At 56.8% G+C, this 25,099-nt stretch carries 21 protein-coding genes and 4 pseudogenes; 12 read left to right on the top strand and 13 right to left on the bottom strand.

Annotation, left to right across the window (positions count from 1 at the left end; all coding sequences use genetic code 11):
* Positions 1–61: 61 nt before the first annotated feature.
* The 10 genes from AB3X99_RS35680 to nodB form a co-directional block, all read right to left on the bottom strand.
* Positions 62–1,663 carry an efflux transporter outer membrane subunit gene (locus AB3X99_RS35680; RefSeq protein WP_368619619.1) on the bottom strand — a complete coding sequence of 534 codons (1,602 nt, stop codon included), beginning with the start codon at positions 1,661–1,663 and terminating at the stop codon, positions 62–64.
* A gap of 92 nt (positions 1,664–1,755) precedes the next feature.
* The gene (gene cysC, locus AB3X99_RS35675) at positions 1,756–2,373 is read right to left on the bottom strand and encodes an adenylyl-sulfate kinase (RefSeq protein ID WP_368619618.1); all 618 of its coding nucleotides are present in this window, start codon (positions 2,371–2,373) and stop codon (positions 1,756–1,758) included.
* Positions 2,374–2,450: 77 nt separating this feature from the next.
* Complete coding sequence (nodU, locus tag AB3X99_RS35670; protein WP_069268347.1) at positions 2,451–4,169, bottom strand: nodulation protein NodU; 1,719 nt, start codon at positions 4,167–4,169, stop codon at positions 2,451–2,453.
* 13 nt (positions 4,170–4,182) lie between these two features.
* The gene (nodS, locus tag AB3X99_RS35665) at positions 4,183–4,812 is read right to left on the bottom strand and encodes a nodulation methyltransferase NodS (protein WP_069268326.1); all 630 of its coding nucleotides are present in this window, start codon (positions 4,810–4,812) and stop codon (positions 4,183–4,185) included.
* A gap of 85 nt (positions 4,813–4,897) precedes the next feature.
* Positions 4,898–5,488, bottom strand: coding sequence for a NodA family N-acyltransferase (locus tag AB3X99_RS35660; protein ID WP_342922752.1), 591 nt, complete (start codon positions 5,486–5,488; stop codon positions 4,898–4,900).
* 163 nt (positions 5,489–5,651) lie between these two features.
* Positions 5,652–6,449 (bottom strand): sulfotransferase, encoded by a 798-nt coding sequence (locus AB3X99_RS35655; RefSeq protein ID WP_083245588.1) that lies wholly within the window; start codon positions 6,447–6,449, stop codon positions 5,652–5,654.
* 95 nt (positions 6,450–6,544) lie between these two features.
* A complete protein-coding gene (locus tag AB3X99_RS35650) occupies positions 6,545–7,336 on the bottom strand; it encodes an ABC transporter permease (RefSeq protein ID WP_305120853.1) in 792 nt (263 codons plus the stop codon).
* Entirely contained in the window at positions 7,337–8,251 is a 915-nt protein-coding gene (gene nodI / locus AB3X99_RS35645) for a nodulation factor ABC transporter ATP-binding protein NodI (RefSeq protein WP_368619617.1), read from the bottom strand.
* A 64-nt stretch (positions 8,252–8,315) separates the two neighbouring features.
* Positions 8,316–9,554 (bottom strand): chitooligosaccharide synthase NodC, encoded by a 1,239-nt coding sequence (nodC, locus tag AB3X99_RS35640; RefSeq protein WP_083245589.1) that lies wholly within the window; start codon positions 9,552–9,554, stop codon positions 8,316–8,318.
* A 429-nt stretch (positions 9,555–9,983) separates the two neighbouring features.
* Complete coding sequence (gene nodB, locus AB3X99_RS35635; RefSeq protein WP_083245590.1) at positions 9,984–10,649, bottom strand: chitooligosaccharide deacetylase NodB; 666 nt, start codon at positions 10,647–10,649, stop codon at positions 9,984–9,986.
* A 244-nt stretch (positions 10,650–10,893) separates the two neighbouring features.
* Between nodB and AB3X99_RS35630 the strand changes: the two genes are divergently transcribed.
* A complete protein-coding gene (locus tag AB3X99_RS35630; RefSeq protein ID WP_069268331.1) occupies positions 10,894–11,802 on the top strand; it encodes a LysR family transcriptional regulator in 909 nt (302 codons plus the stop codon).
* Here the strand turns inward: AB3X99_RS35630 and AB3X99_RS35625 are convergent.
* The 3 genes from AB3X99_RS35625 to AB3X99_RS35615 form a co-directional block, all read right to left on the bottom strand.
* On the bottom strand, positions 11,770–13,077 hold the full coding sequence (locus AB3X99_RS35625) for an acetyl-CoA carboxylase biotin carboxylase subunit family protein (protein ID WP_368619616.1): 1,308 nt from the start codon (positions 13,075–13,077) through the stop codon (positions 11,770–11,772). The genes AB3X99_RS35630 and AB3X99_RS35625 overlap by 33 nt on opposite strands.
* Before the next feature lie 89 nt (positions 13,078–13,166).
* Positions 13,167–14,300 carry an acetyl-CoA carboxylase biotin carboxylase subunit family protein gene (locus AB3X99_RS35620; RefSeq protein WP_256095001.1) on the bottom strand — a complete coding sequence of 378 codons (1,134 nt, stop codon included), beginning with the start codon at positions 14,298–14,300 and terminating at the stop codon, positions 13,167–13,169.
* Entirely contained in the window at positions 14,297–15,010 is a 714-nt protein-coding gene (locus AB3X99_RS35615; RefSeq protein WP_342950207.1) for a hypothetical protein, read from the bottom strand. The genes AB3X99_RS35620 and AB3X99_RS35615 overlap by 4 nt, the downstream gene beginning before the upstream one ends.
* A gap of 457 nt (positions 15,011–15,467) precedes the next feature.
* Here AB3X99_RS35615 and AB3X99_RS35610 point away from each other — a divergent pair, with 457 nt between their 5' ends.
* The 11 genes and pseudogenes from AB3X99_RS35610 (at position 15,468) to AB3X99_RS35560 (ending at position 24,964) form a co-directional block, all read left to right on the top strand.
* A complete protein-coding gene (locus AB3X99_RS35610; protein WP_069268336.1) occupies positions 15,468–16,400 on the top strand; it encodes a LysR family transcriptional regulator in 933 nt (310 codons plus the stop codon).
* A 436-nt stretch (positions 16,401–16,836) separates the two neighbouring features.
* A complete protein-coding gene (gene nifA / locus AB3X99_RS35605; protein WP_368619615.1) occupies positions 16,837–18,483 on the top strand; it encodes a nif-specific transcriptional activator NifA in 1,647 nt (548 codons plus the stop codon).
* 225 nt (positions 18,484–18,708) lie between these two features.
* Positions 18,709–20,202: a nitrogenase iron-molybdenum cofactor biosynthesis protein NifE gene (gene nifE / locus AB3X99_RS35600; protein ID WP_069268338.1), complete on the top strand. Its 1,494-nt coding sequence runs from the start codon at positions 18,709–18,711 to the stop codon at positions 20,200–20,202.
* 22 nt (positions 20,203–20,224) lie between these two features.
* Positions 20,225–21,580, top strand: coding sequence for a nitrogenase iron-molybdenum cofactor biosynthesis protein NifN (gene nifN / locus AB3X99_RS35595; protein ID WP_069268339.1), 1,356 nt, complete (start codon positions 20,225–20,227; stop codon positions 21,578–21,580).
* Between the two features lie 55 nt (positions 21,581–21,635).
* A pseudogene (gene nifX, locus AB3X99_RS35590) lies at positions 21,636–22,040 on the top strand (nitrogen fixation protein NifX); the annotation flags it as partial.
* A gap of 84 nt (positions 22,041–22,124) precedes the next feature.
* Positions 22,125–22,325, top strand: coding sequence for a CCE_0567 family metalloprotein (locus AB3X99_RS35585; RefSeq protein WP_069268349.1), 201 nt, complete (start codon positions 22,125–22,127; stop codon positions 22,323–22,325).
* A 15-nt stretch (positions 22,326–22,340) separates the two neighbouring features.
* Positions 22,341–22,649 carry a ferredoxin III, nif-specific gene (gene fdxB / locus AB3X99_RS35580; RefSeq protein ID WP_083245591.1) on the top strand — a complete coding sequence of 103 codons (309 nt, stop codon included), beginning with the start codon at positions 22,341–22,343 and terminating at the stop codon, positions 22,647–22,649.
* Positions 22,650–22,665: 16 nt separating this feature from the next.
* Positions 22,666–23,232: a nitrogen fixation protein NifQ gene (locus AB3X99_RS35575; protein ID WP_069268350.1), complete on the top strand. Its 567-nt coding sequence runs from the start codon at positions 22,666–22,668 to the stop codon at positions 23,230–23,232.
* Positions 23,233–23,618: 386 nt separating this feature from the next.
* Positions 23,619–23,744 (top strand): annotated as a pseudogene (locus AB3X99_RS35570) (IS110 family transposase); the annotation flags it as partial.
* Positions 23,745–23,882, top strand: a pseudogene (locus AB3X99_RS35565) (IS110 family transposase); the annotation flags it as partial. It abuts the pseudogene before it with no gap.
* Between the two features lie 288 nt (positions 23,883–24,170).
* Positions 24,171–24,964, top strand: a pseudogene (locus AB3X99_RS35560) (IS5 family transposase).
* The last annotated feature ends 135 nt before the right edge of the window (positions 24,965–25,099 follow it).

The raw sequence follows: 25,099 nt of genomic DNA, 5'->3' as shown, positions 1-25,099 counted from the left end.
ACAAGCGTCTTTGGCGCGCTACCCGTGAAACGTATGCGGCGGCAGCAATCGTCATGAGCAGTCACTGGGAGCGGGCGCCGGCGTTTGCATGCCCAGCATGCCCCTTCTCGTCATACGCCGTGTCATTCCACCAACCGCCACCCAGTGCCTGGAATAAAGCAGCTGTATCTGCATAGCGAGCTGCTTGCGCCTGCGCGAGATTCACGACGGCCTGCTGATATTGGCGCTGTGCGTCGAGCAGCGACAGATAGCTGACTCCGCCGACTCGAAACTGTCCGCGCGCCACATCCAGTGAACTGCTAGCCGCGCGCCAGGCGTCGGTTTGGGCGGCAAGAGCAGCCGCGTCGTGATCGAGTGCGCGCAACGTGTCCGCCACATCTTCGAATGCGAGCAGCACGACTTGCCGATATCGCGCGTTGGCCTCGTCAAAGGCGGCTTCCGCCGCTCTTTTTTTTGCGGTCAATTGCCCACCATGGAATATTGGTTGCGTGAGTCCCGCGCCGATGTTCCAGATCATGTCGGCATACTTCAGCATGCCAGCCGGCGTTAAAGACTGTGGGCCGTAATTCGCGGAGAGCATGAGTTGTGGATAGAGGTTTGCCGTGGCGACACCGACCTCGGCGCTCGCCTGGTGCAGCACGGCATCAGCGGCCAAAATATCCGGCCGCTGCCGGACCAGCGAGGAAGGCAGACTGACCGGCAAGGTTTGCGGTAGTGTGAACATCGACATCGTGAATTCGGACACACCTGCTTCGCTCGGTAATCTGCCCGAAAGCACGGCAAGCTGGTGTCGAGTCCGATCGAGCGACTGCCGCAGCAGCGGTAGCGTCGCCCGTGTTTGCGCGACTAACGTCTCTTGCGAGAGCACGGCAATCCGGTCCGCACCGCCGAATTCGAATTGCTTGCGCAAAACGCCAAGCTGCGTCTCCTCGTCGGCTACGATGTTCTCGGTCGCGCTGATCTGCTCACGCAGCGACGCTTCCTTGACGGCAGTCGTCACGATGTTTGCCGACAGTGCTAGGTAGGCGCCTTGCAGCTGAAAGCGCTCAAAATCGACCTGCGCGCCCTGCGATTCGAGCTCGCGCCGAACTGCACCAAACAGATCCAGATCATACGAAACACTTACCGACGTGTTGTATAGAGTCAGTATTTTGTTGATGTTGGGCTGCCCCAACGTCGCGCCGTTCAGCTTCTCCCGTATCGCGTTGAGCTTGATATCGACAGACGGGGAGAGTGCGCTGCCTGCTTGTGCGCTCATATTCTCGGCGGCCTGGCGTAGCGCGGCACTGGCTGCTGCGATCGTTGGGCTATTTTTAAGTGCTCCGCTTATCAGCGTGTTGAGCGGCTCGCAGCGATAGAGCGTCCACCATTGAGCGGGCAGGTCGCCGCCGGCCGCAAACCGCTGCTCGAGACCCGCCTCGCCCTGCGACGAAGCCGTGCGATCAGGTAAAGGCGTTGCTGTGTAATGCTGAATCGCGGGTGGCGCTGGCGTGTGGTATTCGGGGCCGACCGTGCAGCCGGCCAGCGAGCCGAGGAGTGGAAACACTACAGCGATTACTGCGGCACGCGTGACAACCCGGCCTGTTGTGCAGTGAAAAGCTACCGCGCTGGATTGCGGATGCAAACGTGCACGACCGGAGCCGCATTGGACCTCGTCATTCATCTATCTACCTGGCTTGCGAGCGATGGGTGTTCTCAATTGTTGGATGCAGAACTCCTCCAGTTTCAACGGTGTTGCTGCGAGCGTGTATGCAATCACGAATGATGGTAACGGTCTGAACTGCGGAGCCAATTCAGGACCATATCGGCACCTTCGTCGATGGACTTGCAACATGTGTCGATGAAGACGTCCGGATCCGTCGGCGCCTCATACGGGGAGTCGATGCCGGTGAAGCGCTGGATTGCGCCGCGCCTTGCCAGCCGATACAACCCTTTAGGGTCACGGGCTTCCGCCGCGGCTAAACTCGCGTGGACATGGATTTCGGCGAAGTTACGGCGGCCCGCCGTAGAGCGGGCGAGTTCCCTATCGCGGCGGAACGGCGAGATGAGACATACCAAAACTACGATGCCGGCGTCGGCCATTAATTTTGCGACCTCTGCGACGCGCCGTACGTTCTCGTGACGGTCTGCATCGGTAAAGCCAAGGTCTTTGCATAGACCGAGCCTGACGGAGTCGCCGTCAAGAATGTAGGTGAGTCGGCCAGCTGTATGGAGACGCGCCTCCACGGTGTCAGCAATAGCCGACTTTCCCGCGGCTGATAGGCCGGTAAACCAGAGAATGGCCGGCGTTTGCCGAAGCAAGCGTGCTCTTGCCTCCGGGGGAACCCGGAAGCCGTGCGCATACAACTCTGAAGTGGAAGGCTCATTCGCCATACTTGCCTACTTAGATCGGTCCGGTCGGGGCATGAGCTAGCGCTCACTTGTTGCGGCATTGCGGTGAAGATCCAAAGTCATGCGAGTCCAAAAGAGACCGGCTCATCGACTGACGCCGAAATCTCGTCTCTGCATGTCTTGGTAAATAGAAGACCATTGCACCAAACGTGTTCGACACGTCCCCATTCACACGCCGACGCAGCATCGGGAAAAAAGCCTCGTCCCAGGTGGTTGGCGCTGGTGTTGCACAGCAAGGGAAGGCCTGTGAGCTTCTCGTATTCGATTAGCAGCTGCGCAACAGGGTGTTCGGATGACCTTGCAATGGTCTGCAACCGCGCAGAACCGTCGAGATGCACGACGGCAGGTATCTTGTCCCGCCATTCGTCGCGTGTTTGATGATCGAACAGCATGTAGGGGTCTGGAGTGCCGGGGAGAAATACAGCAGGCGCCCGGTCTTCAAGACATATAGGTGCCACAGGACGGAAATATTCCCGATGCTTGACATCGTTGAGAAGAGCCTTCATGCTCGGCGAAGTCGCAGCGGCGAGAATACTTCTCGCCCCAAGTGCTCGTGGGCCCAGCTCGGCGCGTCCGGCAAGGAAAACGACGGGTCGATTTTCGGCGAGAATATGTGCAAGTTCAGCTAAGGAACAAGGCGACGCAGACCAGCCGGGCACTCGGGTGCCCGTTTTCATTGCGGGGCCGCTATATACCGACCACTCTAACGGCATGAAGCCCTCGTTCGCGGCTATCGCGCAGCATGCGGTACCGATCGCCGAACCGCTGTCGTTCGGAAAGGGCGGAATCCAGGTAGCATCGAACAAGCCACTTGTGCGTAATGCACTGTTCCATTTGATATTGAGCCCGCATCCGCCGGATATGCACAGGTTGCGCGGCCCGGGAATACAATGCTGCCGCAGGGCCTTCTCCATTTCGCGGACGAGTAGGCGTTCAAGGAAAGTATGGAAAGAGGCGAGTACGTCTTCGGGAGGTTTAGCTTGCAGGTCCGGCACGCATGCGTGGAAGAAATCGCGTATCGCTGCGAGCGATGTACTCGGAAGGTGGAGATTCTGGCGATAGTTTCGCGCGAGTTCTGTGTCGCCTGCGAAGCGTTCCAGGTAAAGGTGACGAAATATATCAATGATGTCTTCGTCGACTGACCCCAGCGCGATGTACGCCATTAGCTTGCCAGCCACTCCCAGGTCCCACTCAGCACCCGCCGCCTTTGCGTACGGCCCGAAATGATGTCCGGCCGCTGCATACATTTGACCGATGATGGGGAACAGCTGGTCAATGAGCCGCACGTCGTCGCGTCCTACATGGTACAACCGTGGCACCATGCCGCCATCCCACACTAGGCATAACGCAGGTTGCCCTAGTTGTGCGAATGGACTCGTGCAGTATGCGGCGGCGACATGGCCGGACACGTGAGGGTAGCTCCTGTATCGATATGACTTGCCGCCGATCAGCAGCCCAGTGCCGTCGACCGAAGCCAGAAGATCGCCGTTTCTTCGTTCCGTATAGGGGGCACCCTCGAGGACGATTGGGGTGGGGCCGCTCAGCGCCTGGAACTTTGACGTCACTTCGCCGTCCCAGCCGTCTATCACAAATTCGTCGATGTCGTCTGTCTGTAGACCGTGCTCGGCTAATGCGGTTTCAATTGCATCGAGGTTCCATATAGCGTGATATCTCGGATTGTTGTCCCGCTTCTCCTGTTCGATGCAAAAAAGGAGCTTTCCATCTTCGACAACGGCGATCGCTCCGTCGTGTGTCAGCTTGAGGCCACAGATGCGCATGGTATCTTTCACCCTAGCGAGGTAAATCTGATTGATGGGAAAAATGCACTGCGTTCTGGAAGCGTGCGAGCAGGCAATCCTCGTTGGACGACTGGCCGACGCACTCGACTCGCTCAATCTCGGTGAACCGTTCGTTTAGCATCTTCAGCACCGTTTCGGCACCAGCAATATGTCCCCAGCGTCGACAATTGGCGTCACGTGCTGAACCGAATATCAACTGGCCCTCAGGCGCGAGTACGCATGCCAGATTGCGGATAGCATCTCGCACTTCGGCGATGTCGGCGAGATAGTAGAAAACCTCCGCGACTACGATCAGTTCGAACCGCTCTGCGCTAGAAAAGTGCTGGACGTCTGCAACGATCCAGTTCACGTTCGGCGGGTAATTTAAGCGCTTGCGTGTTCTCGCAAGCGCTTGCGGCATCACATCCATCACGGTGAGCCGCCCACAGTATGGCGCCAATTTCTCTGTGAACGCGCCCCCCGCACAACCAACCTCAAGGGCATGGGCAACGGGGCCTTTAGAGAGGGATAATCGAAGCATGTGCATATGACGCTCATGCTCGAACGGATTACTGTCCAGTTGCCACGGGTCGTCCGCGTCCAACTCCCGTCGCAGCAAGTCAAAATGCGTTACGGTTTTCAATTTAGTTACCCGAGAGTGTGCGTTCTAATCTCGTTGCAGGACAGATCGAGCCGCTGACCGCATGTCCGGTACAGATGCAGGCGAGTCATAGCTCAGGGCCATTGCGTTCGATTTCAGTCCCGTGCGGCCACTCACTCATAGCCCTATCAATTGGCAAAATCACCGCCAGTACATCTTCAACACGTGTTGCCGGCAAATCGAGGTGAACGTTGGGAAGCGTTGAACGGACGCGAACTCCTGGAATGATCGTTCCCATTCCATGTCGACACAACCTCGTGAAGTGGTTCTTCAAAGCATGGCGGACGGTGCCAAATGCGAATGGCACGCGAAGCTCCTGCAATACAGGATACATCGCGCGAATGGATTGGCTAATTCCGAGCCCCTCGAGGTCTGGCCGCACTCCATACAGACCCAGTTCCGCCACCAGCACATCGGTTGTGCCAACCTTGATGAAGCGGCGCAACGAACCCATGTGCGCCGCCACACCTTGCGAATCGTAGGCAATTGCGCGGAGTTCGGGCCTCGCCCCGGCCCAACTTCGACCGCCATCGAACGGCTTAGCATTGAACGGTCCGGTCGGGCCATACGTCGTCCGAAAAAACTGGGCCAATTCGAGATGATCGGAAAGCTGGAGCTCATTTTCCCAGCACAGTTTCCACTGCACCTTTGAAGACATGGAAAGATACCTTGTTCAATTGCGTCTACGCGCAACCAGTGGCGTGCGATTACCCAGGAGGTGGAAGCCTCGCGTTCGGGATGTTGCGCCAGTAGGGAACGCAAGATCGTAAAATTAGTCTTTCGATAGCAGACTTGTTTGAAGGATAGATTTGGTGCTGCTTCTATGGAAATGAACATGGGCGAACATGGATCCTGCCATTACAGGAAAGTCCACCTCTCGCTGTTTCAAAAAATCTCTCATGCTTCCCGCCACTGAAGTGACATTTCAACTCGTCGAAGTTGAGTACGGTCTGCTCCAGAGGCCGTACTTCCTGCCTTTGAAGAACTGTCCTGTGAGAGCAGGGATGCATGGAAGTCCCAAGGTACGTCTGTACCGCTTCCATGCATCCGGCGGGATCATCGAGGAGGTTTTCATAGTCTATTGAAAGCAGATTCTCTGGCGCGAAAGAGTCGACGACTTGACGATGAAAATCGTCTGCAGCTTTGAAGTAGGCTTCGCACAATTCAATGGTCAACGCGACCTGAGGAGGCGGAGCTGATCCATTGTCCGAACCGTACTTCAGCCATTCACCACTTTGTCTCGCTTGCACCAGAGATCGCAGCGATTCCAGCGTATTCCTGCGGACTACAAGCATTGCCTTCAGGCATGGCCACCGTGCCAATTCCTCAAAGAATCCTGGGCGTTCCAGAAATTGCGGCTGATTGATCTTGCAACCGATATGCGTGGCGTGTGCCTTTCCCTTTTGGACCGGATAGCGAAGATAGGCAAGCTCGAGAAGTTCCAGATTGCTGCACCTGAGCCGGTTGGTATCAGGCCAATTGGTGTCATAGGTGTTGAGCAACTCGCCATTGCTCAAGACGCTCGGATGAGCATTCAGCAGTTCTTCCAGATAGTGAGTGCCGGTTCTGGGCATCCCGAGAATCACGAATGGCTGAGTTTTCGGCATCAAGTGGGTCATGGCGTGCATTTCATTAGGTTGAAAGCGGTGGTTCGGGTGTAGCCCCAGTCTGACGCTTGTCACAAGACTGCTGCTGAGGCGCAACGCCGTCGGCATCAAGACATCAGCCGGTGGCGGACCAGTGTCGCAGACAGGAAGAACGGCAGTATTGTGTAGACACAAAGCACGCCCAGATGCAGCCCCATTCCGCCGACCGGACGTGCAAGCATCGCCGGACGGATCAATTCAACGGAGTGGGCAAGCGGCAGGAACTGTGCAAGGTCTTGAAGCGCGCCGGGCAGTTGGCCCACAGGGAAGACGACACCACTCAGGAACAACATGGGCGTAAGCACAAGCGTCTGGTAGAAAACGAAATAGTCATAACTCGGCGCGATCGCAACGAGTACCATTGCCACGCTCGCGAAAGCGAGGCCAGTCAGAAAAACGACAGGGATCACAGATACGATGCTCGAAAACGCCGCGTAACCGAGCGTCGCCGCAACTACCATCACGGCGGAGCCCGCGAGAAGGGCTTTTGTAGCGGCCCATGCCAATTCGCCAAGAATGACATCGCCAATTGTCAGTTGGGTACAGAGCACGGCTTCCCACATGCGCTGAACTTGCATGCGAGCGAAGGCAGCGTAAATCGTTTCGAAAGTCGCTGAGGTCATGGCGCTTGTCGCAACCATTCCAGCCGCCAGGAATGCAATGTAAGGAGTGCCATCGATGTGACCTATCATTATTCCGACGCCGAAGCCGAGACCGAACAAGTACATCATCGGGTCAGCCAGGTTGCCGAGAAGGGAGATAAGTGCCGCTTTTCTCCACGCCAGATAATTGCGCCGCCATACTGTGCGCCAGTTCCAGGCGTTGCCGGGTAGAGTAATCAAAAACACTTCGCGCATCATTCAATCCTTCATTTCTCGTCCGGTCAGCCGAAGAAAAACGTCCTCCAGGTTCGCGGGACGTTGCACAATACGCAGACCGTTACGCTCACGCAGTCGCGCGCATACATGTTGTGGATCGGCCGTGTAGCAGAAGAGTGCATCACCGCTAACCTCTGTACGCTGCGCAAACGGCATGAGCAGCGCTTTGAGTTCATGTGGGTTGCCGCCGTATATCTCGATAACGTGACTTCCAATCTGCTCCTGGATTAATGCATTAGGTGCACCCTCAGCAATGCTGCGTCCCCCGTCGATTACACATAGCCGATCGCACAATCGCTCTGCCTCTTCCATGAAATGGGTAGTGAGAAGAATTGTTTTGCCGCGTGCGAGTAAACAGCGCAAACGATCCCAGATGAGGTGGCGCGCATGCGGATCTAGCCCGGTTGCCGGTTCGTCCATGACAATAAGTTGCGGATCGTTGATGAGCGCGCGTGCAATGGTTAGGCGGCGCTTCATCCCGCCCGATAACTCTGTGACGCGTGCGTGAGCCCTGTCCTCAAGACGTGCGAAGTGCAGCAAGGATGGAACGACCGCCTCGATTTCGCCTTTGCTCATCCCAAAGTAGCGCCCGAAGAGTTTCAGGTTCTCGCTCACACTAAAACCTGGCTCCAAGTTGTCGAATTGCGGAACGACACCAATGCGCCTCCGCGCCAGGCGTGCCCGCGCTGGCACCGGTTCTCCGAGGACGGTAATCACGCCTGCGTCAGGCAGCGCCATACCCAGCACCATTCGCGTGGTAGTGCTTTTGCCGGCACCATTAGGCCCGAGCAGACCGAAGCACTCGCCGGGCTCTACACGGAAGGACAATCCGTCGACGGCAAGCTTACCGCCATAAGATTTCCTTACGCTGGAGAAGGTGATCGCTGCATTAGACATGGAGCCGGAAATGTATACAGACCACTGTTTAAGGAAGATTCCGTAGCGCGCGCGATGCTACGCATTACTCGCTTTTGGGAACATGGTGCTCGTCGCGGTCTTGGACGGCAGAACTGCGGGAAAGCCAGTCACTGTTGTCCAATGTACATAGAGCGTATGCCTTTACAGGAAGCAGGAGCAAAAGATTTATGAGTGTGTGCACTGAAAATCCGAGAAATCGAAGCTCGCGAGCGCGAATGGCCGCAACGGAGCAACGGACCATCGTCATTGAAGCAATAACGAAGCATGCCTGCCAAGGAGCAGTGGCTGTGAGCGCGATCTGCAGAAAGCCAGAGATCATTGAAATGGCCAGCAGCAGAGAGCCAATGTTCTGCGCTACCACATCAAGAGTTAGGTAGCGGTCAAGACGAGGCAAAAGGCGAAGGGCGAGCAGCGTGTCGCGATAGGTACTGCGCGCCCAGCGCAGTTGCTGGCGCAGGTATGGTCGCAGCCTATCCGGAACCACGGTCGCGGCGACTGCATCTCGAACGTACTCCGTCCGATAGCCCGCCGCGAGCATCAGAATTGTCAGATGGCGGTCTTCGCCGAAATCGCTGCGCTTGCCCCGGAACATTTGCGTTTCGTACTGGTCCAGCAGCAGAAGAAGCGCTGTGCGCCGGTATATTGCACACGGTCCGCAGCAGCACATCACGGCGCCAAAGCGAGCTTGCGCCGCGCGCTCCTCGTTGCACGCAAGCCAGTATTCCATATCGATTAGGCGGGTCAGCCACGTGTCGCTGCGATTGCTGGCTACCAATTGACCCATGGCTGCACCGACCGATGGGTCGCTCATTGTCAGCACGAGTTTCTTTACTGCGTCCGGCGCCAGAGTGGTGTCGGAATCTACGTTAAGTATGAGATCTGAGGTCGAAGAACGTATCGCGGCGATTTGCGCTTTACGCTTTCCCACATTCTGTGGAAGAAGCAGTACCTTGAATCGCGGATCATGCTCGTGCTCCCGATACACCACGTTCAACGCATCGCGGTTGGCGGATCCATCATCGACTACGTGAACCTTGATAGCGCCCGCGTAATCCTGGGCGCCAATCGAGTCGAGACACGCCCGCAGCGTTTCGGGGTTTTCGTTAAAGCACGGGACGATGACGTCGATGTCCGGCAAATACTCTATGTCGAATACCTTGATGCATGCAGGTGGGCCGCCGCTAGTCGGTAGAGTGTGAAGAACCTGCGCGCTTTTATAGATGGCCGAAAGTGACGCGTATAGTAGGACAGATGTCGTGTTGATTGCGGCAGGAATGTTCATCGGGTCAGTGTGCTAGGAGACGTTGGGATTCTCAGTACAGGCCTGCCGTGAGCGATGGCGCGGGAGTCAGGCGCGGTAATACCATCCAGGTTCATGCATGATTCGAGTGGCAATTATTCTCGTGCCTGTAGAGTTGACGTTTCTCCATGGGGCAGGAAAGACGCTGTTGTGGCGTACGAGAGAAATTTCCAGTAATGCACCTCATGGTAGCGAGGTCGCCCAGGACGCTTCCATCGGTATCGGCTGAAAGTCAGATCAGCCAACGCCTGCTTCTGGGTCAGTATTTCCTTAGTTCTATCCATGATCGTCCGCGCGCGGACCACGCGCATACTTGAAGCTGTTGGTGAAACGTCTCTAGGGGAGCATATCGTCCACTTGTCGACCAGCTTGGGGTCAGAGATACTCGTAAAGCGAGATTTTCCGTTGAACTTACGGAAGTGAACCGATGACGAAGCCCCTTTTCTTCAATCCTGGAATCAGGCGTGATAGTGCAATGACAGTCTGCGCGCGCGAAGCATCGCGATGATGCAAGTCGCACTCTTCGGGAGGAGCCCCGTCGTGCAGTAATACGATCGAGCCGGGCAGCACTGATGCCAATACGGAATCGACAATCGCCTCGGCGCCCGGACGGGACCAGTCTCGTGGATCTACCGACCAGTGGAGTGGCATTAGTCCCGATTTCATGGATTCGGCGATAACGTCGTTCGTCCATTTGCCATATGGCGCACGCATATATCGCACCCCTGCCGCTGGACAAGCACGCTGGATAAGCGCGTTCGCTTCTGCTATCTCGTGCCGTATCTGATCTGGCTCACATTTCGACAAATCCCGATGGGAGAGACTGTGATTCGCGACATCGTGGCCTTCGGAAACCATGCGCCGGATAAGTTCCGGATACTCCGCCGCGTAGGCACCGAGTACGCAGAAGGTTGCCGGTACCTGTTGCCGCGCCAGCAGATCTAGTACTTTCGGCGTCCATATCGGGTGCGGTCCGTCGTCAAAGGTAAGGTAAACCTTACGCTCACCGTTACGCTTACGCTCGTTTAGCACTTCCGCAATAAATTGCGGCATTTCCCAATCGCTGAGTCTTCTCATGGTCTTTCACTCATCTTTTGATGAGTCACCGTCTACCCTGGAACCGTCCCCAGTCGCAACGCGAAATGCGGCGTAGCAGATCAATATCTGGGAGTTGATGTCGAGTGTCGTTCAGTAGAACGACATGAATACTCATATTGATGACTTGCATGTCAAGCTGAATTGCCGTAACTTTGCGGTACCTCAATAAATTTGTACAATCGATTGTTTCGATATGTGTCATCCATAACGCGGATAATTAAAGATGCGCTTCAAAGGCCTCGATCTGAATCTTCTCGTCGCGTTGGACGCATTGATGGCGAAGCGTAACGTCACGCTCGCGGCACGCGACATCAATTTGAGTCAGCCTGCCATGAGCGCAGCGGTGTCGCGGTTGCGAGACTATTTTCGCGACGACCTCTTCGTGATGAGAGGCCGAGAATTCGTGCCCACATCACGAGCGATAGAGCTTGCCGGACCGGTGCGGGAGGCTCTATCGCATATCCAGCTTTCCATCATCTCGCGCGACGTTTTCCAGCCGGCCAAGTCGGATCGCCGGTTCAGGGTCTGCCTATCTGATTTCATGACGCTCGTCTATTTCCAGAAGGTCATTAAGCGCGTTGCACGCGAAGCTCCCGCGGTCAGTTTCGAATTGCTTTTCCCAGATGACGAGCCTGGGGATTTGCTGCGGCGTGGCGACGTCGATTTTTTGATTCTGCCCGATCTATTCCTGCCGGATACTCACCCGAAAGCGCCGCTCTTCGACGAGAAGCTTGTGTGTGTCGGCTGTCCTGCCAACAAGCAGTTGTCGGAGCAGCTTCCGCTCGACCGGTATATGTCCATGGGACACGTGACGGTGAGGTTCGGGCGGGCACGCAGGCCTTCGATCGAAGAGTTTTTCCTACTGGATCTCGGTCTCAAACGGCGCGAAGAGGTCGTCGTCCCGACCTTTCACCTCATTCCGTCGGTGCTAACGGGTACCCGTCGCATTGCGACGATCCCTTTGAGGCTCGCTAGGCATCTCGGGGAAGCCTCTCCTCTGCGGATCGCCGAAGTACCGCTTCCGCTATCGACTTTTACTGAGGCTATCCAATGGCCTGCGCTGCATAGCGGTGATCCTGCAAGTATCTGGATGCGCGAGCTATTGCTGGAGGAGGCGCAAAGTCTTGCGTAGCGTCATGTCATGTGTACTGCTATTCGGCGAGCCCACACTCTCTGCCAGCGTGTAGCGGAAATCGCGCAACGTCGCGCGAATTGCCCTGTCGACTTCTTCCTCCGATGCGCCGCGATAGCGGAAGCGTGCGAGGATGTTGCCCGAGCAGCTGGAACCGTTGAATAAGTGACGTCTCGCCGGGAGCACAGCTTCGTAAAGCCCCGGGATAGTGTTCGGCAATTGTGCGTCGACGAATATCTTGCCGACTGGCTCTGGCAGCATCAGGAATCCACCGCGTGTGATCGAGGTTGACGCGATTAACGCCGCCTGCGCCCGTGCGGCGTACCGCGCTTCGTCACCTGATTGGTGAGTAACCCAGAGGTCGAAGAGGTCGACGCCGTACAATTCATGGAAGAGAAAGGGAATTTCCCCGCTGCCGACACGGGCACCGACATCCAGAAAATAGAATCCGTCGCAAGCTCCGATTATCTCGAGATGAAACGGTCCATTGCTCAAGGCGAGCGCTTTCAGGCATGCCGCCGCGAATTCAAGCACCGCATCATTGAGCGGCCCCGGGTCGAGCATCACCGAGCCTAGGGGTTTTCCTTGTGCAAACTGAAGACGGTTGTTGATGTAGCGGGACGCGCGCGCAATTACCCATGTGTCGTCTCGCACGAAACCGTCAACGTGATAGACGGGTCCTTCGATGTACTCCTCGCACTCGTACTCAACCAGCGGTAGTGTCGGCCACAACATATCCAATCGCGCACGGGTGTCGATGCGCGGTACGTCTAGGCCTGCCGCGCCGGTACGTGGCTTTACCATGATCGGAAAGCGCATCACAGGGGACGAATTTGCTTTCGCAAAGGCCACATCTTCCAACGCTGCAACGCGTGGCACACGCAGGCCCGCGGCAGCAACGGTATGCTTCATAGCGGTCTTGTCACGAAAGCGGACGACGGTATCTGGCAGATCGCCAGGGATATTGAACGAATTGCGCAGTCGCGCGGCCTTCAGAAGGTCGAATTCGGACAATGCGATCAGCCTGTCGATGCCGCCGAGCGCCGATTGACAGGAGCTCATGGCCTTATGCAGCGCATCTTCATCAAGGATGTCTGCTAGCTCTTCGACATGCGCGGTTTGAGAGGCGTCGAGCGCAGCCGCGCCGTTCGGCGTGCAGATGTAAGCGACGTTATTCGTCGCGTGATCGATGTAGCGATGGTAAGCTGCAAAGCCGTCGGACCATCGGTTAAGCACGACTATGCGGCTACGCGGGGCGTGTTTGTTGGTTGTCATGAAGGGCAAACCGTTCAGATATCGTTACAGGCGCGGCCGGATCCGAGCGCTCTCAGCGCTTCAGCAAGGCGCAAATCAAGGTCGACCGATCAGGCGCGATGAACAACACATGGCCGACACGGCCGCTCGTCGCGGGACTGAGCCGCCGATTGAGAATGGACCACCACCTCCTGGAAAACTGGTATGGCGCGAACGCGTTCGACGGCGGCCGCGTCGCCTACCGGTGCGAAGAACCGCACGCCGCTGACACACAGGGCAGGTCTTGCATCGACGTCGGGGGCTGGATCAGGATCGCCGAGGTGGCTGCGTATCGCTAATTCCGGCAGAGAGATTGACCTGCTGAGTTCGATGAGCCGATAGGTGCGATCACCTCCGAGGCAGGCCGCGATCTTGATCAGCACCGGACCGTCGCGTGTTATGCGCACTTTGGCGTGGAAAACACCGAGGGTCAGTCCAATCTGCGCCGCGGTGTGCTCGACGTAATTGACGAGCGCGGCTCCTTGGTCCGCGCTCAAAGAGGCTTCGACAAAGTGGCCCAATTTTGCGAAATTCTGCTCTGCGCCCAAAAGATTTTCGGTTACTGCGACGACGCGGGGTCCGTGCTGGCTGCTGACGTAGCCTTCGATGCAGTACTCTGGGCCCTTCAGATACTGTTCAAGGAGCAACACGTTGCCGGCCTTGTGGCCGATATCGACAACGCCGTGATGCATGGCACACTCGACCGCAAGTTGCAACTGGGAAAGAGAATTGACGTACCTCACATGCATGCCGCCGCGGACAGGCTTGAGGACGGCTGGAAAACCTACGTGTAAAGCGGCTGTTATGACGTCGCGACGATGTGCGATGAGGGCGAACTCAGGAACCGCCAGTCCGGCGGCGGCGAGATGCATGCGGCTGCGATATTTATCACGCGTGAGTGCTGCCGCTTCCGGCTGCAAATGGGGAAGACCAAGGAGCGCCGCTGATTCAGCTGCTACGCCGGTTGCGTATTCGCAACCGGGTACGATCGCATCGACGCCGATGGCGCATGCGGCGGCCGCCACGGCGTTCGGCGAGGCAGTGTCCACCATCGTGTACGACACCGCGGCGGCCTGCAGTTCGCGTGACAGGGGGGGCTCATCGCTTTTGGCCGAAAATACGTGGGTGGCCACGCCAAGGCGCACGGCTGAGGCGACCAGTGCGGTCCCGGACGAGCGCGGCTCTATCACGATGATGGCGGTCATTTGATCGCTGCCTGTTCAGTGCCGGTTTCCGGCCGGGGTAGGGTCGCCACACGCAACTCTTCGAAATACTCGTGAATCATTCCGACAAAGTTGTTCAAATAGATTTCTGCTTTCTCCATTCCGCCCCAGCCACCGATCGCGAGCTTCAGAGCGATCCATGTGGAGTCTTCCAAGCTGCGCGATTCGGCGTACTCAATGTGGCTGAGTGTACCCTTTACGTGATCGTGCCCGAATGCGCGCGCGGCTGATTCCGCGATGACCTTGTTGTAGCGGCCCGAATACCATGCCTGCAACCAGTTCAAGAGCATCGTAGGGAGCGGGCCATCGCGGACAATGCTGAGGTAGAGATATCCGATTAGCTTGTCTGTGCTATTGAATGGTCTAATGCTGTCCACGCTTGCTGCGGTCAGGCCGAACCTCTCGAGGTCATGCAGAAGAAGGCATTCTTGCCCATACTCTTGTGCGAGGTGTTGCGCCAGCATCTGCGCGAGCGAGTTGTCCTGGCAGCCTATCTTGTAAAGCGCGAATGCGCCTACCTCGTTGTTGAGCCGGATGCGCAACACGGTTTCGACGAGATGGCGCCGATAGTACTCACTGTCGATCCAGTCGCCGCAGTGGAACGCAGCGGTTTCCGGCGAAATTGCGAGTGCCTGGTCCATGGCATGCTTGGCAAGCTCCTCGAAGCGAACCCGATCGTTGGGTGTATTCATGTGATCTCCAGATAGGATGAGAAGGAGCGAACGCGGCGCGCTGCGTAGCGGGTCAGCGGCGAATAAACCGGAGACACGAACTGCTCGTGGCACGAAGCAATGGTGGCTCGCTAGCTTTGCGAAAGTCCCCACGCTTGGCCTCGAAGCAGCGCACCGGACGCCGTGCAACGAGAGGGCGTTGAAGGCCGACCGCTCTCGGGTGGCCCCAAATTGGGTCGCTCTTTGCAGAGCGGTCTGCTTTGGCAAACGCCATCGCATCGAAATGATTGCTGTCAACCGACAACTGACCCAATCGTTTCCTTAAACACAGCGAATGCTTTTTGTAACAGGTATCTAGGCTCCATTCCCATTCGTTTTTTGCTCACCCATGCTCTCGACTTGGGCGACGGAAGGATACTAACTGCAGCGGTATGCGTGGTATAAGCTGATAATGTTTATGTTTGCATGAGGGAAATTGATGATTCGCGATCTCGACAGCACACTACTGCGTACGTTCGTGACGGTAGTGGAAGCCGGCAGTGTGAGCAATGCTGCCATGGAGCTGCATCGTACACAGGCTGCCGTCAGCATGGCCCTCCGGCGGCTCGAAGACGAAGTCGGCCAGCGCCTCCTTGAGCGTTCACCGCGCGGCGTGAAGCCGACCTCTGCGGGCAATGTTCTGTTGCCGTATGCACACAAGCTGCTCGAAATTGGCCTTGCGGCGCGTTCCGCTCTTACTTCGGGTGAAGTTGCGGGTACCGTGAAAATTGGACTTCCCGAGGACATCGCGATGAGTCACCTCCGCCATGCACTGCGGCAATTTTCGACATTGTTTCCTGATGTAGCCCTGGAGATCGTCGTTGATGCGAGTCCGGCCTTATCGCAGCGGCTCATGAGCAACACACTCGATTTCGCGATTGGTGATCCAGCCCAGATCCCCGCGGAACCGCTCGTCACCTGGCGACATCCCCTTCGCTGGGCGGCTGCGCGCACGCGCAATGATGATCTCGGAGACGGTCCGCTGTCGATTGTTGCATTCGGCGGTGCATGCAGGTGGCAGGAGAGCTATTTTGCCACGTTGCTTGAAGCAGGTATCGCTTGGCGCGTGGCCTGCAAAAGCACGAGCCTCTCTGCGGTTCAGTCAGCCGTTGAAGCTGGGCTCGGCGTTGCGCTACTTCTGGATTGGCAGGTGCGCCGCGATACGATGCGTGCGATCGATCCCAGCGCAGTAGGGTTGCCGCTGCCGCCGGTGGCGGAATTCGGTCTCTTTAGTCCTGGGCGATTAGAAGACCGCTCGTCTGCGGCCAACGCACTTCAGCGTTTTCTCTTCCGTTCGCTGCAATTGAGTACTCTTGGAGACGGTGTACACGACGGAGCGTCATCAGGCTTGCCACTGCGTGCTTCAAACTAATGAGCCTCTGAGGTAAAACGCGTCGAAGGGCCGAACTTCGGCGCGCCAAATGGAGGTTCAGACGATAACGTCCTGTCTTTTGAATCCAGCATCAACGCTACGTGAAGCGCATTCTCTAATTCACGCGCAGTTATGCTATTTCCGCACAAATCAAGTGCGACTCATGCATTTAAACATAGACTGCCGCACAAATCTAAATTTGTCGTAAAACCAACGCTTTCTTTCGGTAGTATCCCATCTGCGCACAAAGATACCTCGTGTTTTTGTCGTATTTCTGACACCGCGACTCCGATTGTCGCGTCTCTGTCTGTTTTGTCGGCTTTCGTGCCCGTTGCGATAAGAATTCACCGTGGCTTGCGCAAATGTAGCGCCGCCATTCATTGTGTTGGGACCCGGGTCCCGCGGCGCTAACGTGCAATTTCCGGAGTTCAGATCTATGTCGCAGCTCGATGTCAATGAGAGTCATCTCAATTTTGATGTGGTCTACAAAGTAGTAAAGACGTTGACCTCGTCACGAGATACCGAAAGGACGTTGGAGAGATCTTTGCATTACCTCTCATATGCGTGTGGATGGCGCTCCGCGTTTATTGCGGTCACTGAGCCAGACGGCCATCTGGGCGGCCTGTGTGGCACGGGGTTGTCAGCGGGCTGGCGTGAACGTCTGCGTTTCTTGCCCAATGACGGGGTATTGGGGCGAATACACACAAACGACTCAGCCGTCGTGGTGGCGAGACTGCGTGATGAACCACTCTTCGTGGACAGCATCGATATCTTCGACGGATTGGAAGGTGAGCATGTGGCACTGCTCGGGGCGCCGATCAGGTATGAAGGGCGGCCGCTCGGCGTACTTGTTGCGTTCTGCGAGAACACGGACGGACAGCGCGCCTTTGCGAGCGACCTCCAACTCATGAAGGTCGTCGCGGCGCCGATGGGCCAGGCACTTCTGCTTGATCGTGCGTCGGGACAGATGGACCAAACCGCGCGACAGGAGATGAGACGAGCGGTCAACGCAGACCAGACTTCGTCTCGTATCGACAATGTGCTCGGAGAATCTGCCGCCATGCAACGCGTCTTTTCGCAAGTTCATCAAGTAGCGCCAGCGCGGACGACGGTGCTTTTGCGCGGCGAGAGCGGAACTGGAAAGGAGCTGATCGCGCGCGCGATTTATGGGTTATCGCCCCGCAAGGGCCGGCCGTTCATATCGGTGAACTGTGCGGCGCTCACTGAAACACTGCTAGAAAGCGAATTATTCGGCCATGAGAAGGGAGCGTTTACCGGTGCGCAATATCAACGCAAAGGGCGTTTTGAACTGGCGCACGGTGGGACACTTTTCCTCGACGAGATCGGCGACATCTCGCCTTCGTTCCAAGCCAAATTGTTGCGAGTTTTGCAGGAACGAGAGTTCGAGCGGGTGGGTGGCACCACCCCGGTAAGAGTCGACGTGAGGCTGATCGTTGCCACGAACCGCAACCTCGAACAAATGGTGAAGGCGGGGGAATTTCGTGCGGATCTCTACTACCGCATCAACGTCGTTAGTATCCTTTTGCCGCCGTTGCGCGAACGCCGTGAGGACATTCCGGCAATGGCGCAGCACTTTTTGGATCGCTTTAACCGCGACAATCGTCGATCTTTGCATTTCAATGAACAAGCGTTTCGGGTTCTTTCCAGCTGCTACTGGCCTGGCAATGTGCGCGAGCTGGAAAATTGCGTTGAGCGTACCGCGACCATGGCGGATCACGACACGATAGATCGATTTTCCTTTCTGTGTGAGAGAGGCCGGTGCCTCACCAAAGAGCTACATTACATCGAACGAGAAGACGCTGTGCGTGCTGCCCGCACGTTGGACGCTACAAACAGTGAAGTGCCGAATGCCCTGGCGAGCGTAAGTGCCGGTGATTGGAATGGGCGTAGCTTCGATACGCCAAGCGGTAGCGACATGCCGGGCAGCGAGCGGGAACAGCTTGTGTGGGCAATGGAGCGCTGTGGATGGGTGCAAGCGAAGGCCGCACGACTCCTACATATCACGCCGCGGCAGATCGGCTACGCACTGCGTAAGCACGGGATCAAGCTGCGCCGCTTCTGAAGGCAGCGGCGGTTGCGCGGATGCATTTGGAGAGACTGGGCGAGAAGGCTACCGGCAGGCTCTCGCGTGTCGCAACATTGTAGTGATTGGTTCAACTCCTTCAACGCAGGTAACAAGGACGACAAATCCGGCTTCGGCATAGCGTCACTATGACTGTTAGCTTGGGCTACGATGGTGGTACGCAATTTGCCTGTAGTCGTGGACTTCTATTGTCAGGACTCTACGATGTGGCTAAAGACGAGCGCTGTCGAGATCTTCAACGAACCGGGTTGCGCAAAGAACCTCGCGAAGAGCGAAAAGGAGCGCAAGCAAGGCTGTTCGAAGCAGGTTTCGCCGGGGGCGGCCGCTGGCGGATGCGCATTCGACGGCGCGCGGATCGCATTGCAGCCCGTGGTCGACGTTGCACACTTGGTGCACGGGCCTATTGCATGTGAAGGAAACTCTTGGGACAACCGCCATTCGGCATCGTCTGGGCCGACTCTCTACCGCACCGCGTTCACAACCGATATCAATGAACTCGATGTAATTTACGGCGGTGAGAGGCGGCTTTTCAGGAGTCTGCGTGAAATTTTCGAAAAGTACGATCCGCCTGCCGTGTTCGTCTATCAGACGTGCGTGACCGCATTGATCGGCGATGATATAGACGCCGTATGCAGGCACGCGTCGGCAAAGTTCGGTAAGCCCATCATACCGGTGAATGCGCCCGGCTTCGCAGGATCCAAAAACTTCGGCAACAAGCTCGCAGGGGAGACGATCCTCGATTACGTCATCGGCACGCGCGAGCCGGCGTACAAGACACCATTCGATATTAATCTTATCGGTGAATATAACCTCTCGGGCGAGTTGTGGCAGATAAAGCCGTTGTTCGAGGCGCTCGGCATCCGGCTCCTGTCCTGCATCTCGGGAGACGGCCGCTACAGCGAGATCGCGAGCGCACACCGCGCGAAGGTCAACCTGGTGGTGTGCTCCAAGTCCATGCTCAACGTTGCGACAAAAATGCAGAAGCGCTACGGTATTCCATACCTCGAGGGTTCATTCTACGGAATTGGCGACACGAGCGACACGCTGCGCGGGGTCGCGAGGCTACTGGTGGAGCAGGGTGCGCCGGACGATCTTATCGTGCGCACCGAGCACCTTGTCAAGGCAGAAGAGGCGCGCGTATGGGGGCGCGTTGCCCCGTACAGGCAGCGGCTCGATGGCAAACGTGTGCTGCTCATCACGGGCGGCGTGAAGTCATGGTCAGTGGTCGCGGCGCTGCAGGAGGCCGGGCTCGAGATCGTCGGCACTAGTGTGAAGAAAAGTACGGATGGGGATAAGGAAAGAATCAAGGAGATCATGGGCAATGACACGCGCATGGTCGACAATTTGACGGCGCGCGAGATGTACAACATGCTCCGGGATGCGAAGGCGGACATCATGCTGTCTGGCGGGCGCTCGCAGTTTGTCGCGCTTAAGGCGCGCATGCCCTGGCTCGACGTGAATCAGGAGCGACACCATCCGTACGCTGGCTACGAGGGCATTGTTAAATTGGTGCAGGAGATCGACCGCGCAATCCAGAACCCAGTCTGGCAGCAGGTGCGTATTCCTGCGCCGTGGGACGACGAAGAGGTAGTGCATCGCGAGGGGATTCTTAAGTCTTCCACGCACATCAATCCGATTCCGCGGGGCGCAGACGGTGAGGCATACGATTGGAACCTCCGCGCGGCGGTATCGAGTTGAGTTTCGGAGTGGAGCACATATCATGGCGATAGTCGTCGAGTCAGAAAAAGCCTGTACCGTTAATCCCCTAAGAATGAGTCAACCGCTCGGCGCGACGTATGCAGCCATGGGGCTTGATGCATGCATGCCGGTAATGCACGGCTCGCAGGGCTGTACGTCGTTCGCGCTCGTACTACTGGTGCGCCATTTCAAAGAAGCCATTCCGCTGCAAACAACGGCGATGAGCGAGGTCACCACGATTCTCGGCGGATACGAGAACGTAGAGACAGCGCTGCTGAACATTCGCAAGCGCGCGGCGCCTAAGATCATTGTGCTCTGCACGACTGGCCTGACTGAGACGAACGGCGAAGATGTGGAGGGGCACCTTGCGATGGTGCGAAAACGCAAGCGCGAACTGGACGATACTGAACTCATCCTCGTATCGACACCGGACTATATTGGTGCCTTTGAGGACGGCTACAGGCGCGCGGTGACCGCGATCGTCGAGACACTGGTGAAGCCGTTGCCGACGATACCTCAGCAGATCAATCTGGTGCCGGGCAGTCATCTATCGCCTGGTGACATCGACGAGCTTCGGGAGATTATTTGCGCATTCGGGCTGGAGCCGATTGTGCTTCCAGATGTTTCCGGCTCCCTCGACGGCCACCTTGATTCTGCGTGGCGTGGGACGACGCTGGGCGGAACGACGATTGATCAGATCCGTGCGGCGGGGGCGTCGTCATTCACAATTGGCGTTGGTGAGCAAACGCGCGACGCCGCCGAGACGCTCGAAGCAATTGCCGGCGTGCCGTTCGAGATCCTCGAGCGGCTAACGGGGCTGGAGCCGAACGACCGGTTCTTGCAACGTCTTGCACAACTTTCGGGGCGTGCAGTCCCGGCCCGGTATCGCCGGCAGCGCAGCCAACTACTGGATGCGATGCTCGACAGCCATTTTTACACGGGTGGTCTAAAAGTGGCGATTGGTGCGGAGCCGGACATGCTGCTTTCGATCGGTTCGCTGCTCCGTGAAATGGGTGCGGAACTATCTGTTTGCATCAGTACCACTGCTTCGGCATCGCATGCGCTGTTGCCGGCAAGCGAAGTCATATTGGGGGACTTGGAGGACATGGAACGAGGCGCGAGTAACTGCGACCTGCTGATCACGCATTCGCACGGCAGGCAGATGGCCGGTCGCCTCGGAAAGCCGCTGATGCGCGCGGGCTTTCCGGTGTTTGACCGCGTCGGCAACGCCCATCGTTGCCAGATAGGTTATCGCGGCACAATGAATCTTATTTTCGAGATTGCCAATCTTATGTTCGAGAGGATCTCGCAACCTCATCCCGGCGACTGGAAACTGCCGCAATCATCGGGCGGCCTTGATGTTTCGGTTCAGGGTTAGGTTTAAGAGAAGGGTGTTACATGCCGTAACTTGAACTTGATGAGGAGACCAGCGCATGAAGATCGCCTTTGCGACACAGGACAAAGTGCACGTCGACGCTCATTTTGGCTGGGCGAAAGGCATTGCGGTATACGACGTGACGACGGAAGGACATTCACTTTTACAGATTTTTGATTTCGGCGACAAGCTGATGCAGGACGGTGATGATGAGAAACTTGCGCCGAAGCTCGAAGTGATCCGCGACTGCGCGATCTTGTATGTCGCGGCCATAGGCGGTACGGCGGCTGCGCGCGTAGTAGCGCTTAAGGTCCATCCAGTGAAGGTGCCGCAGCCATTGCCGATCGAAGAGATTCTAATCAAGCTGAGCAGGGTTCTGAAAGGCACGCCGCCTCCGTGGTTGCGCAAGAAGCTCACCAGGGAACGTGGCACATCGTACGATTTTGCGGGGGATGACGAGTTGCCCCTGGCTAAAACCGATCTCCCTAGTATGACGGTTCTTGTTGCCAGTGACGCCTGTAGTGCGTCGTCCGATAAGGAGGACATGATGTGCAACGACTCGCGGGAACTTAAGACGCGCCTGAAAAAACTCAACGCGTTGGCCACGCAGGCCAAGATGGATCTGCATGATCTGTCAGAAGATCTACCAACGGGTTGGGAGCAGATAATGGTAGTCGCGCAACGCTGTCACGACGCGCATGCGGCGTTGATGCAGGCACGTCAGACCGCAGTTTCGGCTTCCGATTAAACTCCGGACCTTCAAATGAGCCATCCTTTTAGTGTGATACTCCCAAGCGGAGAGGCTTGGATACCTCACTTTGTTGATTCACTCGACGAACAAAAGTGCATCGGTTGCGGGCGATGCTTCCGGGTTTGTTCTCGCGGCGTACTTCAACTGTTAGGCATCGATGAAGCTGGCGATCATGTTCCACTGGATGATGACGATGAAGAGGAGGACGAGCATGAAAAGAAGGTCATGACAATTGCGCATCGAGGTCTCTGCGTTGGCTGCACGGCATGTGCGAAGATATGCCCGAAAGGGTGCTACACACATGCTGCGGCCCAAGTGTGAGCAAGCGAGAATTCCTATGGATTACTACGCGGTGTTAATGCGCCATGCGGAAAGCCCGGACGACTTGACGGTGCTTGCGGTCGCCGGTGTGCTCGCGGCGGCGCTCGACGAAGGCGGTACGGAAAGATTGCCTATCCCCGGACTGGATGCAGCGGAGACACACTGGATGCTTGCTCGCTGGTTCCCTGATGCCGAGAGTTCTCTGGGTCTTTACTTTGGCGCGTCGGCTGCAGATTCACAGCTAGGACCGTCTTATGACGACATCGATCTTGTAATGTTGTTAAAGACACACGCCAATCCGGGGGCAGGCACAACGACCGAGATCAATTGCATTTCTCACGCGCTGGTCTACGCTTGCGCAGGCAAAAAACATCTGTGGCAGGAGTTGCGCCTTTCTTCGCGCGGCGAATTGTCGGCGCTTCTCGAGTACTGGTTTCCGGCGCTTGCTGAAAAGAACGTTCACGGCATGAGGTGGAAGAAGTTTCTCTACAAGGAACTTTGCGGGACCGAGGCGTTGAACGTCTGCCGGGCCTCAAGCTGCGGGGAATGTGCGGAATATTCCAGTTGCTTTGGGCCGGAATGAATGTGCGGATCAGTGGCGACTCCGATTGACGTAGGTATATTTGATTCGTTTCCCTGTCGGTTGCAGGAAGAATCGCGTAATGTATGTGATTTGGTGGGCAGTACGGAGAGTGATATGAAACGAAGACCATTAGGGATATTAACGTTGACCGACGGGGGCAGTTATGAAGAAGCTAAAGAGGGTGCTGTGTGGTGCTCTGATGGTCGCTGCGCTGGTCGGGGCGGCGGTGTTGGCTGCTGCTTCGGATAAGGAATGCACGTGGCAGAATGCGGAAAACCCTTTAGAGAGTTTTACCCTCCAATGGTGGCCCGGCGGGGGGGAGGAGTTCACGCGGCGGAGCGAATGGACTGAGTATTGAGCTTCACCAATGCTGACGGGTGAAGCCTATGCCAGTTGGTGTCGATATCGCAAAAAAAATCTTTCAGGTACACCACGTGGACGAAGAGACCGGCGAAATCGTCAACAAGCCGATCAAACGGGCGGAGTTTCTCGCGTACTTCGCAAACCGCGCAATCGAGCAGATGAAGAAGCGCCGGCCACTGAACGTCGTGATCGTTGCACTGGCGGACAAGATGGCCCGTACCATTTGGGCCATCCTCGCACATGGTTGTTCCTATCGGAGTGGATATGTGAGCGCCAGGCCAGTTTGAGCGATTTTCGAACGCACATGAAATCAGCTCTGTAGTCGGAGGATGGGACGTCAAAAGGTTGCGCTGGCACTTGAGAGTGATGGCAAAACATGTCGGACCGGGACTCGCCAAACCTGAATGTCCTTTCGGGCTAAAAGCCCGCGACGAAAATGAGGCGCGAGTCAGCGGAATCCATAGGGGCCCGCAGTGAAACACTAGCTGCAAAGGCCAGATATAAAGCTGCAGCCGTTCCTGTTACGTCAGAACACTCAAAGCCCTTCGCAAAAGGGCGGCGTCCATATAAAGGACATGGCCAAGCCAATACTCGACGACGAACTGTGGGCACTCATCGAACCGCTGCTGCCCCCTCTCAAACCACGGCGAACCCGTTATCCGGGGCGCAAGCCGCTCGACAATCGTGCGGTGCTCACCGGCATTCTCTTCGTCTTACAGACAGGCCTGCGTTGGGACCTGCTACCTCGAGAGATGGGGTGCGGCAGCGGCATGCGTTGCTGGCGGCGCCTACGTGACTGGCAAGCCGCTGGCGTGTGGGAGCATTTGCACGAGGTGCTGCTTGGGCGATTGCGCGCAGCCGAGCAAATCGACTGGCCTCGCGTCATCGTCGATTCCTGTTCAATCCGCGCTGTGGGCTCAGGTCAAAAACAGGACCAAATCCCACAGACCGCGCGCGACCCGGTTCAAAGCACCATCCCATCACCGAAGCGCAGGGTATCCCGCTCGCGGTGATTCTGACCGTCGCGAACCGCAATGACGTCACTCAACTTCAAGCGCTGGTCGAGGCATTTCCGGCCAAGCATGGCAGACCATATCAAAGCCTCGGTTCGTTCAGGGCGACAGAGGCTACGACCACGACAAATATCGACGTCCACTGCATGCTGCCGGCATTGCAACCGAAATCGCTCGACGTGGTCTGCCTACATAGTAGTGGGCTAGGCAAAACACGCTGGGTTGTTGAGCGGACCATCTCGCGGCTTCACAACTTCCGCCGACCGCGCATCCGCTTCGAACAGCTCGCTTCCATCCACAAGGCTTTCCGCTGCTGCATCATATGTTGGCGACACCAGCAAAAGTCATTCTGTTAACACCGCTTATTGCGCCAACGGCGGATGGAATACCGGTGGCCGTGATCACCTATTTCGGCTTTTCCTTAAGTTCCCTAACCTAACCGCCCTTGCCAACGTAAGCTCGCTTTTGGCACAAATCGCGACTCATAAATG

This window comes from Paraburkholderia sp. BR10882 (assembly GCF_040948855.1).
GTDB classification, from domain to species: Bacteria; Pseudomonadota; Gammaproteobacteria; order Burkholderiales; family Burkholderiaceae; genus Paraburkholderia; species Paraburkholderia nodosa_A.
The sequence above is the reverse complement of the archived record's forward strand: the minus strand, read 5'-3'. Positions and strand labels throughout refer to the sequence as shown.

Coding starts and splice junctions, on each gene's coding strand:
- AB3X99_RS35680 (WP_368619619.1), bottom strand. CDS start 1,663: ATGAATGACGAGGTCCAATGCGGCTCCGGTCGTGCACGTTTGCATCCG.
- cysC (WP_368619618.1), bottom strand. CDS start 2,373: ATGGCGAATGAGCCTTCCACTTCAGAGTTGTATGCGCACGGCTTCCGG.
- nodU (WP_069268347.1), bottom strand. CDS start 4,169: ATGCGCATCTGTGGCCTCAAGCTGACACACGACGGAGCGATCGCCGTT.
- AB3X99_RS35660 (WP_342922752.1), bottom strand. CDS start 5,488: ATGTCTTCAAAGGTGCAGTGGAAACTGTGCTGGGAAAATGAGCTCCAG.
- AB3X99_RS35655 (WP_083245588.1), bottom strand. CDS start 6,449: ATGACCCACTTGATGCCGAAAACTCAGCCATTCGTGATTCTCGGGATG.
- AB3X99_RS35650 (WP_305120853.1), bottom strand. CDS start 7,336: ATGATGCGCGAAGTGTTTTTGATTACTCTACCCGGCAACGCCTGGAAC.
- nodI (WP_368619617.1), bottom strand. CDS start 8,251: ATGTCTAATGCAGCGATCACCTTCTCCAGCGTAAGGAAATCTTATGGC.
- nodC (WP_083245589.1), bottom strand. CDS start 9,554: ATGAACATTCCTGCCGCAATCAACACGACATCTGTCCTACTATACGCG.
- nodB (WP_083245590.1), bottom strand. CDS start 10,649: ATGAGAAGACTCAGCGATTGGGAAATGCCGCAATTTATTGCGGAAGTG.
- AB3X99_RS35630 (WP_069268331.1), top strand. CDS start 10,894: ATGCGCTTCAAAGGCCTCGATCTGAATCTTCTCGTCGCGTTGGACGCA.
- AB3X99_RS35625 (WP_368619616.1), bottom strand. CDS start 13,077: ATGACAACCAACAAACACGCCCCGCGTAGCCGCATAGTCGTGCTTAAC.
- AB3X99_RS35620 (WP_256095001.1), bottom strand. CDS start 14,300: ATGACCGCCATCATCGTGATAGAGCCGCGCTCGTCCGGGACCGCACTG.
- AB3X99_RS35615 (WP_342950207.1), bottom strand. CDS start 15,010: ATGAATACACCCAACGATCGGGTTCGCTTCGAGGAGCTTGCCAAGCAT.
- AB3X99_RS35610 (WP_069268336.1), top strand. CDS start 15,468: ATGATTCGCGATCTCGACAGCACACTACTGCGTACGTTCGTGACGGTA.
- nifA (WP_368619615.1), top strand. CDS start 16,837: ATGTCGCAGCTCGATGTCAATGAGAGTCATCTCAATTTTGATGTGGTC.
- nifE (WP_069268338.1), top strand. CDS start 18,709: ATGTGGCTAAAGACGAGCGCTGTCGAGATCTTCAACGAACCGGGTTGC.
- nifN (WP_069268339.1), top strand. CDS start 20,225: ATGGCGATAGTCGTCGAGTCAGAAAAAGCCTGTACCGTTAATCCCCTA.
- AB3X99_RS35585 (WP_069268349.1), top strand. CDS start 22,125: ATGTGCAACGACTCGCGGGAACTTAAGACGCGCCTGAAAAAACTCAAC.
- fdxB (WP_083245591.1), top strand. CDS start 22,341: ATGAGCCATCCTTTTAGTGTGATACTCCCAAGCGGAGAGGCTTGGATA.
- AB3X99_RS35575 (WP_069268350.1), top strand. CDS start 22,666: ATGGATTACTACGCGGTGTTAATGCGCCATGCGGAAAGCCCGGACGAC.